Origin of the sequence: Cycloclasticus sp. P1 (assembly GCF_000299965.1) — a bacterium.
Classification (GTDB): Bacteria; Pseudomonadota; Gammaproteobacteria; order Methylococcales; family Cycloclasticaceae; genus Cycloclasticus; species Cycloclasticus pugetii.
In genome coordinates this window covers 817069-830195 of the sequence record NC_018697.1, presented here as the reverse complement: position 1 = coordinate 830195, position 13127 = coordinate 817069, and the positions used below count along the sequence as shown (strand labels likewise).

At 45.3% G+C, this 13127-nt stretch carries 11 protein-coding genes; 4 read left to right on the top strand and 7 right to left on the bottom strand.

Annotated features, from left to right (window positions below; translation table 11 throughout):
- Nucleotides 1-227: 227 nt before the first annotated feature.
- Together Q91_RS04010 and Q91_RS04005 are read left to right on the top strand one after the other, a co-directional pair.
- Nucleotides 228-2942, top strand: coding sequence for a cation-transporting P-type ATPase (locus Q91_RS04010; RefSeq protein WP_020932778.1), 2715 nt, complete (start codon nt 228-230; stop codon nt 2940-2942).
- A 61-nt stretch (nt 2943-3003) separates the two neighbouring features.
- A complete protein-coding gene (locus tag Q91_RS04005) occupies nt 3004-4266 on the top strand; it encodes an MgtC/SapB family protein (protein ID WP_015005603.1) in 1263 nt (420 codons plus the stop codon).
- Nucleotides 4267-4394: 128 nt separating this feature from the next.
- Here Q91_RS04005 and hypB read toward each other — a convergent pair whose 3' ends face one another.
- Genes hypB through Q91_RS03970 form a run of 7 tightly spaced genes read right to left on the bottom strand, consistent with a single transcriptional unit; the run spans nt 4395 to nt 10519 of the window.
- Nucleotides 4395-5138: a hydrogenase nickel incorporation protein HypB gene (hypB, locus tag Q91_RS04000; protein WP_015005602.1), complete on the bottom strand. Its 744-nt coding sequence runs from the start codon at nt 5136-5138 to the stop codon at nt 4395-4397.
- A gap of 9 nt (nt 5139-5147) precedes the next feature.
- Complete coding sequence (hypA, locus tag Q91_RS03995; RefSeq protein ID WP_015005601.1) at nt 5148-5489, bottom strand: hydrogenase maturation nickel metallochaperone HypA; 342 nt, start codon at nt 5487-5489, stop codon at nt 5148-5150.
- Nucleotides 5482-5991, bottom strand: coding sequence for a hydrogenase maturation protease (locus Q91_RS03990; protein ID WP_015005600.1), 510 nt, complete (start codon nt 5989-5991; stop codon nt 5482-5484). Before Q91_RS03990 ends, hypA begins: the two co-directional genes overlap by 8 nt.
- A complete protein-coding gene (locus Q91_RS03985) occupies nt 5984-7477 on the bottom strand; it encodes a Ni/Fe hydrogenase subunit alpha (protein ID WP_015005599.1) in 1494 nt (497 codons plus the stop codon). Before Q91_RS03985 ends, Q91_RS03990 begins: the two co-directional genes overlap by 8 nt.
- Nucleotides 7478-7492: 15 nt before the next feature.
- Entirely contained in the window at nt 7493-8032 is a 540-nt protein-coding gene (locus Q91_RS03980; protein WP_015005598.1) for an NADP oxidoreductase, read from the bottom strand.
- On the bottom strand, nt 8016-8738 hold the full coding sequence (locus Q91_RS03975; RefSeq protein WP_015005597.1) for a 2Fe-2S iron-sulfur cluster-binding protein: 723 nt from the start codon (nt 8736-8738) through the stop codon (nt 8016-8018). Before Q91_RS03975 ends, Q91_RS03980 begins: the two co-directional genes overlap by 17 nt.
- On the bottom strand, nt 8735-10519 hold the full coding sequence (locus tag Q91_RS03970; RefSeq protein WP_238538360.1) for an NAD(P)H-dependent oxidoreductase subunit E: 1785 nt from the start codon (nt 10517-10519) through the stop codon (nt 8735-8737). The genes Q91_RS03975 and Q91_RS03970 overlap by 4 nt, the downstream gene beginning before the upstream one ends.
- Before the next feature lie 74 nt (nt 10520-10593).
- Between Q91_RS03970 and hypF the strand changes: the two genes are divergently transcribed.
- The gene (hypF, locus tag Q91_RS03965) at nt 10594-12912 is read left to right on the top strand and encodes a carbamoyltransferase HypF (RefSeq protein WP_015005595.1); all 2319 of its coding nucleotides are present in this window, start codon (nt 10594-10596) and stop codon (nt 12910-12912) included.
- On the top strand, nt 12890-13126 hold the full coding sequence (locus Q91_RS03960) for a HypC/HybG/HupF family hydrogenase formation chaperone (protein ID WP_015005594.1): 237 nt from the start codon (nt 12890-12892) through the stop codon (nt 13124-13126). Before hypF ends, Q91_RS03960 begins: the two co-directional genes overlap by 23 nt.
- Nucleotide 13127 lies beyond the last annotated feature (1 nt).

The window sequence follows — 13127 nt, the reverse complement described above, 5'->3', positions numbered from 1 at the left end:
AGCTGAAAATAGTATAGCTGGGGTATTTCAAGAACAAAAGAAAATAGATTGAAATAATAGCGAATCCGATGCGGTGTCTGAAAAACGATTAAATTAAACTTTGCCGGCCACTCCCACTTACCAGAACCGATTTTTTTCCAATAAGCAGTTTATACAAGATCTGTTAGGATGATAGATAAGGTGCTTACCAACGTTGATATTTTTTTATACGCTAACAATGGGCAAATATGAAAAACACAGGTGCGTCGTCAAAGACTAATTGGCATGGAATTTCCTCCGACCTTACACTGGAGGCCCTAGGCTCCTCACAAAACGGCTTGACTAAAATCGACGCTGAAGCTCGTTTTTCCACCCATGGTCCCAACCGAATGCCACAAGCACCCCGTCGTAACTCCTTGGTACGCTTTCTTCTGCATTTTCATAATATCCTTATCTATGTACTACTCGGCGCTGCTCTAATTACCGCCCTTCTAGGTCATTGGGTCGATACTTGGGTTATTTTGACGGTGGTCGTTGTTAACGCCATTATCGGCTTTATGCAAGAAGGAAAAGCCGAACAGGCTATGGATGCCATCCGCCATATGTTAGCGCCTCAAGCCAATGTTATTCGTGCTGGAGAGCGCGCCAATATCGCTGGCGAGCAATTGGTTCCCGGCGATATCGTCATACTGGAGGCCGGTGATAAAGTGCCCGCTGACCTTCGAATAATTAACGCACATGGATTAACTGTGCAAGAAGCAATTTTAACCGGTGAATCTGTACCAGTGGATAAACACACACACTTAGTTGCCGAGAATGCCGCCTTAGGAGACCGTAGCTGTATGGCTTACTCCGGCACACTCGTCACTAGTGGTCAGGGCAAAGGGGTGATAGTGGCGACAGGGTCAGACACTGAGATCGGTCGAATCAGTGGACTACTATCGCAAATCGAAACGCTAACAACACCGTTAGTGACACAGATGAATGTGTTTGCCAAATGGCTGACCATTTTGATTCTTGTCATCGCTGTGATCTTATTGGCATTCGGCTACTTTGTTGCACATTACGATTTTACTGAGATATTCATGGCTGTAGTGGGGCTTTCTGTGGCGGCGATTCCTGAAGGCCTACCAGCAGTCCTCACTATTACCTTGGCTATTGGTGTGCAAGCCATGGCTCAGCGCAACGCCATCGTACGACGCTTGCCTGCCATAGAAACGCTTGGATCGGTATCAGTCATTTGCACAGATAAAACTGGCACCCTAACTCGCAATGAAATGATGGTTTCCTCTGTACTCACTCACCGCCATCTTTTTACCCTAGAAGGTAGTGGCTATGAACCCAAAGGTTCACTCATGCTGGAGGACGCTTTTGTGTCTCCAGCGCAACACGCCGTACTGGAAGAGTTGGCCCGCGCCTCAATACTCTGCAATGATGCCTCGCTGCGCGAACACAATGGGGCCTGGATTGTTGAAGGCGACCCAATGGAAGGCGCGCTACTAAGCTTCGCCGGAAAAATGGATTTGAATACCCGTCAAGAACAAGCTAGCTGGGCTCGAACCGATGCCATTCCTTTTGACGCTAAACATCAGTTTATGGCAACACTCAATCACGATCATGAGCATCACGCTTTTATACATGTAAAGGGTGCGCCAGAACGTATGCTCGCCATGTGCGCGAATCAACGAAGCGCCAATGGTGGCACTGAACCTTTAGATACCGTTTATTGGAGCGAGCAGGCAGACGCCATTGCCGCACTCGGTCAACGTGTACTGGCGATTGCGGTTAATCCCACTTCACCAGCACACACAGTATTAGAACATGCAGAGGTATCAGGTTCGTTAACGTTGATTGGTATGTTGGGCATGATTGACCCGCCCAGACAAGACGCCATTACAGCGGTAGCAGAGTGTCATGATGCTGGCATCCAAGTAAAAATGATTACTGGTGATCACACGAAAACAGCTGCTGCCATCGGTAAGCAGGTTGGTCTACAAAACACGACTAAAGTCCTCAGCGGTAAAGAGCTTGATGAACTTGATGACACAGCACTGAGTCAAGCAATATTAGAATGCGATATATTTGCCCGCACCAACCCAGAGCATAAATTACGCTTGGTCATGGCCTTACAAGCCCACGGAAAGACCGTTGCGATGACTGGTGATGGTGTTAACGATGCACCCGCGCTAAAGAGAGCTGATGCCGGTATTGCCATGGGGTTAAAGGGCAGTGAAGCGGCAAAAGAAGCAGCAGACCTAGTATTAGCCGATGACAACTTTGCTTCCATTGTGGCCGCTGTACGCGAAGGTCGCACGGTATACGATAACTTAAAAAAAGTCCTCAGCTGGACGCTACCGACCAACGCCGGTGAAGCCATGACCATCGTATTAGCATTGCTTTTGGGAATGACGCTACCGATCACCCCGATTCAAATTCTATGGGTTAACCTGATTACCGCCATAACACTGGGCATTGCTTTGGCGTTTGAACCCACCGAGAAAAACACCATGCGGCGACCACCGCGATCACGTCATGAACTACTATTAAATGGTGGTTTGCTTTGGCATATCGTACTAGTATCGTTTTTGTTTCTCTGTGGCGTCTTTGGCACTTACAGCTACGCCATAGATAATGGTTATTCAGTCAATTTAGCAAGAACCATCGCGCTAAACACCTTGGTCGTGATGGAAATCTTTCATCTGTTTTTTATTCGAAACATTTATAGTGCCTCATTAACTTGGCAGGGAGTACGCGGCACCAAAGTCGTCTGGGCTGTTGTTATCTCCATAACGATTGCACAATTTGCTATTACCTATTTGCCATTACTACAAACTGTTTTTTCCACCGAGTCTATCCCCTTCTTAGACGGTCTTATCATTATCGCGGTTGGTATCGCACTGTTTACTATTATTGAGGCAGAAAAACAGATGCGGCTCGCATTCCAAAAAATGAAAGGAGAGTGATGGAAAAATCCAACTTTATACATGCTACAACCTTCTATAAGCCAGCCACTGGAGAAAAAAAGTGAACGGTTTTGTTGATGCTAAACAGATAACGCTTATGGGCATAGCGCTAGCTATAGGTCTTCTTATCGGTGCCGAACGTGGCTGGAAATCCCGTGAAGCAAAAGACGGTGAAAGGATAGCTGGCCTGCGAACATATGGTCTGACAGGGCTTCTGGGTGGCGGAGCTGGTTTGCTGTCACAGTACCTTGATGCAATGGTATTAGGTTTTATTTTTTTGGGATTCTCTATCACCGTAGCAACGGCCTATACAGTGCAGCGAAACAATAGCGAAGATGCCAGCATTACCAGCCTCATTACAATGCTGCTGACCTTTATATTGGGCGTATTTGCTACCCTAGAGCATGTAGATCTGGCAGCATCTATCGCTGTACTGACAGCAATATTATTACGATATAAAGAGGCATTACATGGCTGGTTAAAAAAACTAGAAAAAAAGGAACTGCATGCCGCTTTGCAACTTCTTCTTATTTCTGTCGTTCTTCTGCCTATCCTCCCCGACCGTGGTTATGGGCCTTGGCAAGCTTTAAATCCCTATGAAATATGGTGGATGGTTGTTCTCATCGCAAGCATTTCATTCAGCGGTTATTTTGCGATGAAGATAGCTGGGCCAAGCAGAGGGGTCATCTTAACTGCACTAGCAGCAGGTATGGCATCATCCACTGCCTTGACCTTGCATTATGCTCGGTTATCCCAAAAGCAAGAGACCATGAGGAACCTGCTAGCGGCAGGTATCTTACTTGCCTGTGGCACCATGTTTCCTCGTGTTCTATTGGTTTCTAGCCTTATCAATCCAGCGCTGTTCAGTAAACTACTGGTTCCCATGTCAGTTATGATGGCTGTGGTTTTATTATCATCACTTGTCATCTGGCATAAAAAAGCCGCTCAGACACCCGCTAAGATGACCCATTTGATTAATCCACTAGAGCTAAAATCTGCACTGTTTTTCGGCGCTTTATTGGTGCTCGTCATCTTGTTAAGTAAGGCAGCGATTGATTATTTTGGTGAAGCGGGTATTTATTTGATGGCAATGATATCGGGCATTGCCGATGTGGACCCGATTAACCTGGCACTGTCTAGAATGAGTACCACCGATTTATCAGTCAACCTCGCCGCATTGGGCATTGTTATTGCTGCATCGTCAAACACGCTTGTTAAAGCATTATTAGCCAGCTTTATTGGCGGCCCGGGGCTGGGGATGCGCGTTCTACTGCCATTATTGGCTGCGTCTGCAGTTGGACTTACAACTGCTTGGCTAATGTGATGAGTTTTCTTGTGATTGGTGCTCTAGCCTCTTCTCCAACAGGTTCTGCTAAATAATATTAAAATTGATTGTTTTAATCATCTACTGTGGGTTATGCACAATGTTCGTTATAAATTTCAGTGACGCGCCTAAACAGCCTTTAATGTTAGTTGCGCCTTGATCCATTGCACCCACTCGCTTAAACCATCGCCCTTTGTCGCTGAGAGTTCAATAATTATTAAGTTCGGATTGATCTGCTTAGCGTATTCGACACATTTATCCATATTGAAATCAACATAGGGCAACAGATCAGTTTTATTAATGATCATCAAATCCGCTGCATAAAAAATATCTGGGTATTTAAGCGGTTTGTCTTCGCCTTCGGTTACTGACAGCATAACGACCTTGTAGGCCTCGCCAAGATCAAATGGTGCCGGACAGACCAGATTGCCTACATTTTCGATAAATAACACGCCTTTATCTGCTGGGTTTAAGTCCTCAATGGCATGCCCCACCTGATGAGCATCCAAGTGACAACCCTTACCGGTATTAATCTGAATAGCCTTCGCGCCAGAATTGCGAATGCGCTCAGCATCCAGTTGACTGCTCTGATCGCCTTCAATCACATTAATGTCCAGCTGATCTTTCAACGCATCAATCGTTGCCGTTAATAATGAAGTTTTACCAGAGCCTGGACTGGAGATAATATTCAATGCAAAAATCTCATGTTGCTGTAAATACTGTCTATTTTTTGCTGCATAGCGTTTGTTTTTTCCCAGCACATCCTTTTCTAATTGCACCAATCGAAGATCAGCCGTATCAGTTGCATTCTCTTTGCTAGTATGTTGATGGTTTACTGTTTCAGTCGAACCGCAGCCACAAGTGGTACACATAAATCTCTCCTAATTAACAATCAAGTCTCTCACTCGCATCTCCAGTCCAGACTGGATATCCAAGCTAAAGGATTGGCAGTCGGGACAAGGCGTATGTAGTTCAAAAACTTTTGTTTCGCAACCACATTGTTGGCATATTGCCTGCCCTGGCATGGTTACAATATCCAGAATCGCGCCGTCGGCTACGCTATTTTTCATCACTATATCAAAACCAAATCGCAATGCCTCTGGCTCAACACACGAAAGCGCTCCAATTTCTAAACACACTTTTTTTACTGATGTGTAGCCCTGAGTGTCTGCATTATCCTCAATAATGCTTAGTACATCTTCTAACAACGATAGTTCATGCATACGCAGCACTAAGTTCCATCATTTCACAATCATCAAATAGCACGCTTTGCTCTGACCGTTGACAACAGTGCTCAACAAAGTCCTTTGCTAACCGTAGGTTATCAGTGGCTATCGACGACAATGGCTGACCTAGCTCAAATGCATAACCAGCCATTTTCAATAAATAACAGGCTGGTGGTGCTGTTTTATACACCTGCTGGTAAACCGCTAATAACGCATCTGGTGTCAATGCGTGCGAGGTATAACTTTGCCCGACTTCAGGCTGGCAACGCGTTAGAAGATAGGGGCTATTGATTTGGCTATCTGCATCAATAAACAATACGGTTTGATAATCGACCAAGTCCATGACGTTTTCTATTTGTAATTGGTACGCCGTTAACACATCGATATGTTGCCAATGTCTTAGCGACTTAAGCGATTCAATATGTTCGGCAACTAAAGGCCCTAAGCCATCATCACCTCGCGCTGGATTGCCATAACCAATAATCAGCAGCTTAGCCACTTACTTCACCCTGACTATTTTTAACCAGTTGCTGTAATAACTTTCCTTCAACATCGCGTAACTCCACCTGTAATGGCATTTTACCAAGAGCATGAGTGGCGCAAGACAAGCAAGGATCATAAGCACGAATGGCTACTTCGATATAATTTAACATCCCTTCTGTCAGTTCCTGACCATCCAAATAACGGGCGGCAACCTGCCGCACAGATTCATTCATTGCCTGGTTATTGCTCGTGGTTGAAACGATTAGATTGGCTTTTGTCACAATATCATCTTCGTTAATTTCATAATGATGAAACAAGGTGCCACGCGGTGCTTCAATCACCCCGATACCTTCCAACCGTTTTTCACCCGTAACAACTAAATCTTTCCCCTGCAAGTCGGCGTCATGCAACAGTGCTTTAATTGATTCGGCGCAATGAAGAATTTCAATCATTCTGGCCCAATGAAAAGCGAGTGAGCTTTGTACCATTCCCATCGCATCAGCCCCTGCTTGAGCTTTAAATGCCACACGCGCCTGCTCAGCAGCAGGCGTAGTAATGAGGTCACACAAGTTAACTCGGGCTAAGGGTCCAACACGGTACCAGCCATCATCTACACCTAATGACTCAAAAAATGGAAACTTCATATAAGTCCACGGCTTCACTTCCTCGTGGATCACTTGATGATAATGACGGTAATCAAAATGGTCGAACACAGGATGACCGTTACGATCTATACCGCGTAAACCGCCATGATAAAGCTCCAACTCACCAGAAGAGCCGGTCAACCCCATAAAGCCACTTTTGATGGTGGCAAATTCATTGTTAAAAGGGACATCCGCTAAATGAATATCAGCCGCTAACTTAACCGCTGCCTTACTCCACTCAATAACATCATCAATATCATTCAGTAAATAATTAACCTCATCAGGCGTTAATGATTTATTCATTCCACCTGCAATAGCCCCCGTTCCATGTATGCGTTTACCAGTAACAATCCGAATCACTTCTTGACCAAATTTTCGCAGTTTAATGCCCTGCATGCTAAGTTCAGGGTAGTCAGCTAATAAACCAAGGATATTGCGTTTACTTTTGTCACTGCTAAAACCAAATAGCAAGTCAGGTGAGGCTAAATAAAAAAAGTGTAACGCATGTGACTGTAACACCTGGCCGAAGTGTAGCAACTTACGCAGCTTTTCTGCCGAAGGCGTTAGTTGATCCACACCGACTAATTGATCAATGGCTTTTGCCGCAGCTAAATGATGGCTAACAGGGCAAATTCCACATAAACGTTGCACTAAAACCGGTAGCTCCCAGTAGGGGCGGCCTCGAATAAAACGCTCAAAGCCCCTGAATTCAACAATATGTAAGCGCGCTTGCGCGACATGATTGTTTTCATCTAACAGTAACGTAACCTTGCCATGCCCTTCTACACGGCTAACAGGGTCAATAACAACTCGTCGCAGTGACTCCGAATTAGATGCTTGCTGGTCTGTCGTGCTCATAAGTTCAACATCTCATTAATCATAATGCATTAGTTCGCCTGGCAAGGTCGGTTCGCGCCCTGCAAGTAAATCGGTAATAAATGTCCATATCGCATCAGCTGATGGTGGGCAGCCTGGTAGCGAATAATCAACCTTGACGATTTCATGAACCGGATAAACCTTGTCTAATAACAAAGGCAGTTCTGGGTCATTAGGGATTTGCGGATTCACTACGCCAAGCCCATCAATATAAGACTCTTCAAGACATTCTTTTAGCGATATCTTATTGCGCAATGCCGGCAGCCCGCCATTAATGGCGCAGGCTCCAACAGCAATCAAGGTCTTACAGTTTTTTCGAAATTCTCGTAATACATGCACATTTTCCGCATTGCAGACCCCACCTTCTATCAAGCCTATATCTGAATGATGACAATTTTTTATATCAGTCAATGGCGAACGATCAAACACCGCCACTTCCGCCAAACCGGTTATACGCTCATCAATGTCCAACAAGGACATATGACAACCGAAACAACCAGCCAGTGATGTTGTAGCGATACTAATTTTGGCGGTCATTTTCCACCTTATTCAGCTCTGTTCCATCAATGCTCTTTTTGTCATAAGTACGTTCACCGATGGGCACATCAAATGCTTTTCTTTTAATTAAAATCGCCCCTACTGGGCAAACGTGGGCCGCTTTATCGTTCACATCAAGGTCGCTGTCGTGTAATGTCCCTGACGGGGAATTAACAATCAATTCGCTCTCAATACCTCGTCCACTGATCGCAAACACATTTTTTTGGTCAACATCGCGACTTGCTCGGACACATAATTCACAAAAAATACAGCGATCTCGATCCAACATAATATCGGCGTGTGAGGCATCTATTTCACGCAGGGGAAACAAATGAGGAAAATGAGCATCGAACATTTTTAAATGATAAGCCAGCGCTTGTAACTCACAATCTCCACTCTTTTCGCAAGAAGGACATAAATGATTGCCCTCAACAAACAACATTTGTGTAATGCTGCGACGTGAAGCATTCATTTCATCGCTATTATTATCGACCACTTGGCCTTCACTCGCTGGCGTTGTACAGGCAGAGCAAGCCCGACCATTCACCTTAACAACGCAAACCTTACAGCTACCATGGGGTGCAAACTCGGGCTGGTAACACAGGTGAGGAATATAAATTCCAGCCGCTGACGCAGCCTCAATAATCGTCTGACCTTGCTGAAAAGGAACCTGTTGCCCATCAATTACTATCGACAGCGTTTTCATTCGTTAAATTGCTCCAGATGGGCATCCGCATCCGTTCTACCGGTCAGCACACGTGCTTGCTGTAAAGCCTGTTCAAGATCAATAGCAGGGGTAAACGCCTGATCTTTAAGCTTGGCCTGATAGTACTCGGGGAAATAAGTCAATGAGTCCATTATTGGGTTGGTCGCCGTTTGACCTAATCCACAATGGCTGTAATCTTTCAGCAAATGACTTAGTTTTTTTAATTCTGCAAGGTCATTCTCACTCCCCATGCCGTTAACTACCTTATCGAGCGTGTTCTTCACCAGCGTTGTGCCCACTCGACACGGTGTACAAAAACCACAACTTTCATGGGCAAAGAAATGGGTAAAGTTAGTCGCTATTGCTAAAGGATCACGGCTCTCATCAAAGATCATAAATGAACCGCCCGTTGGCAAATCTTCAAAGCTAATCTGTCGCTTAAAATCGGTGTTCGCCACCAGTGCTCCCGATGGCCCACCCACTTGCACACAACGTGTATGGCTAGCACCGCAATCAATAAGGACCTGCTCAATAGTCGTGCCAAAAGGATATTCATAAATACCTGGGCGAGCACAATCGCCAGAAATACTTAGCAAGCGGCTTCCGGGAGAGTCTTCCGTACCGACCTGATTATAAGATGAAGCGCCTGCTAGCGCTATTTTCGCCGCTGCGGCAAATGTTTCTACATTATTGATGACCGTCGGTTTATCAAGATAACCATGCGTTACAGGAAAAGGCGGCCTTATCCGTGGGACACCACGCATACCTTCCAGCGACTCAAGCAAGGCGGATTCTTCACCACAAATATATGCCCCGGCACCCATGCGAATCTCTATATCAAAATCAAAGCCTTCGACACCTGCAATGGCTTGACCCAACAAGTGAATTTGTCTACGTTGATCAATGATCTGTTGTAATTTTTGTCGCAGAAAAAGATATTCACCACGCAAATAAATAAAGCCTTGAGAGGCACCAATAAGACGCGCGCACAGCGTCATCCCTTCGAGCACTTGATCGGCATAATTATTCAGCAAAACACGGTCTTTGAAGGTACCTGGCTCACCTTCATCTGCATTACAAACGACATAATGTGCATCCGCTTCGACTTGACGACAAAAACGCCATTTATTCACCGTAGGAAACCCTGCACCACCACAACCACGTAAGCCAGACTGCTCCAACTCAATCAAGCTGTTTTCAATGCCGCGATCAAGCAAGGTCTTAATGGCTGATCCCGCTTCAATACCTTGTTGCAATAAAAAACCGCGTTGCTGAATATTATCTTCACTGTGAAACAAATCAGCTGGCCACTCACTGATTGGCTCATCGTGTTCGATGAGATTAACAATCTGCTCAACGCGATCGATATCTAATGCGACCACTGCAATACCGTTGATAAGTGCTGCGGGACCCTGATCACAAAAGCCGGTGCACGAGGTGGTCGCAATGCTCACTTTGCCATCACTGCGAATGGTCTCTGGCTGAATATCAAGCTTCTGACAAAATGCATCCATTACTGTTTGGAACCCATGTAAGGTATCAATAATACAATCACTTAACAGAATGCGGTAAGTCCCAACGGGTTCTGAATGTAGAAAACTATAAAACTCGATAACGCTATGGATTTGGCTACGGGGAATATTCAGAAGATGTGCTGTTTGTTCAACGGTATCTGTCGAAAGAAAGCCAAAGTGGTTTTGCAAGGCCTGTAAAATATCAATCAGCCGTGCGGGGTCAGCCGCATGCTCATCAATAATTGCACTGATTTTGGTTTCCATCATCTCTTTCCAAAGCGATTAAACCTGCACAAATTTGATTTCATTCCAAGTCCATAGTTCGATAGTATGGAAACACCATGAGTATTCAGATTAACAGAAAAAAACTACAAGTCACAGGGATAATTCAAGGTGTTGGTTTTCGTCCCTTTATCTATCGGCAAGCCAGCCAATTAGCACTGAAGGGATGGGCCAGCAATACTGGTGATGGTGTAACGGTGGATATTGAAGGCTCACCAAGCGCATTAGAGGCATTTATTGAAACAGTGCAAAAAAAACCTCCTATCAACAGCAAAATAGAATCATTAACTATAACTAATCTACCTGTCTGCGGTTATCAACAATTTGAATTACGCAACAGTGCCGGTCAGCAACACTCGATGTTTATTTCACCCGATATTGCCACCTGCCCCACCTGCATCGATGAGCTGCTTGACACAAGTAATCGTCGCTATCAATATGCATTTATCAGTTGCAGCCAATGTGGCCCTCGCTACAGCATTATTAACGCATTACCTTATGATCGTGAACGCACAGCAATGCACACGTTTCCCTTGTGTCAGGCATGCCAGAATGAATATGAGAACCCTAGCGATCGTCGTTTTCATGCGCAAACTATTGCTTGCCCAGATTGCGGCCCCACTATTGAGTTATTAACCCATCAAGGTAAATACCTTGCTGACAATATAACGGCTATCAAGCAAGCATCAGAGGCATTAACTAAGGGTAAAATTGTGGCGCTAAAAGGTATTGGTGGCTTTCAACTGTTAGCAAATGCGACCCATCAGGCCAGTATTGAACAATTACGACTCCATAAATCACGTCCTGAGAAACCATTTGCGTTGATGTGTCGAGACATTGCCCAAGTCGACACCATCGCCACACCCTCAGCACTGGAGAAAAAACTGCTACTTTCAGCAGCTGCGCCGATTGTGTTAATGGATAAATTAATCGCGTGTTCCACCTTGGCTGAAGGTGTCGCGCCTGACAATACCCTCATTGGCATCATGCTACCCTGCTCGCCTTTGCATCATTTACTGCTTAGACATTTACCTTTCCCTCTTGTTGCTACCAGTGGCAATCTTAGTAACGAACCGATCTGTATTGATAATCAACAAGCACTAGACCGGCTAGCCAATATCGCTGATTTCTTTGTTGTTCATAATCGCCCTACTCTACGACCCGTTGATGATTCTGTTGTACAAACCATTCATAACGAAGCGACTTTGCTACGTGCGGCTAGAGGCTACGCGCCTGTCACAATCAAATTGGCGGACAATCAATCTACTCAACACCCGCACAGGCCGACATTGGCCGTTGGTGGGCATTTAAAAAACACCTTTGCTATTAGCAAGGGTGATTACGCCATGATCAGTCAACACAATGGTGACCTTGAAAGCCTTGAAAGCATCACTGGTTTTAAACACAATATTGCTGATTTATCGCAATTGCTTGAATACCACCCCGAGCTGATTGCTCAGGATCAACACCCTGAGTATGCCAGCAGCCTTTATGCTAAATCGCTCCATTTGCCGACTGTTAGCGTACAACATCATCACGCCCACCTACTGTCATGTATGGCAGAGCATGCCATTAAACCACCGTTATTAGGCATCATTTGCGATGGCAATGGCCTCGGTGATAATAGCTCGCTGTGGGGCGGTGAGTTTTTCACATTGGACCCATCGTCAAACATTTCACGCATCGCCAGTCTGCGGCCATTTTCTTTGCTTGGTGGCGCTATCGCCCTTAAAGAACCTCGTCGATCAGCATTGGCAATGTTATGGGAATACATGGGTGACAAGGTATTTTCACACAACTCACTCGCTCCCATATCAGCCTTCACCGAGGAAGAAAAAGCACTGTTACAAGCTATGCTCAACAGACGAATCAACTCCCCGCGCAGTTCTAGTCTTGGGCGGCTATTTGATTGTGTCGCCAGTTTGCTCGATCTGTGTCAGGTTTCAAGCTATGAGGGTCAAGCTGCACAGCGTTTAGAACAATGTTTCGCCGCAACAGCAAGTGACGACTACTATCGCGTGTTATGGCAACAAGACAAAGAATTAGCCAGATTTGACTGGCAACCCCTACTGAGCGATATTATTGATGATTTAAACAACGCCGTGCCAAAACCACTGATTGCATGTAAATTTCATAACACGCTAGTAGAAATGATGGTTGATATGACACACAAATCAGGACAAAAAAGAGTAATATTAAGCGGAGGCAGTTTTCAAAACCGCTACCTAAGCGAAACGCTCATCCGCCGCTTATCAGCCCTTAATATTAAGGTCTACTGGCAACAAAAACTACCGTGTAATGATGGCGGCTTAGCGCTTGGTCAATTACTCGCCGCAGCTAATAGAGGAACACAGAATGTGCTTGGCAATTCCCGGTAAAATCATCTCCATTTCTGGTGAAAACCTCTACACCCGTACAGGGGATATCAGTTTTTCAGGACTAGTGACCACTGTAAGCCTCGCTCTGGTGCCAGAAGCGAAAGAAAATGACTATGTGATTGTGCATGCAGGCTTTGCCATTAATCTGCTAGATGAAGAAGAAGCCCTTGCCACCTTGGCTAGCCTCGATGACCTGAAAAGCGCGCAGGAATAAG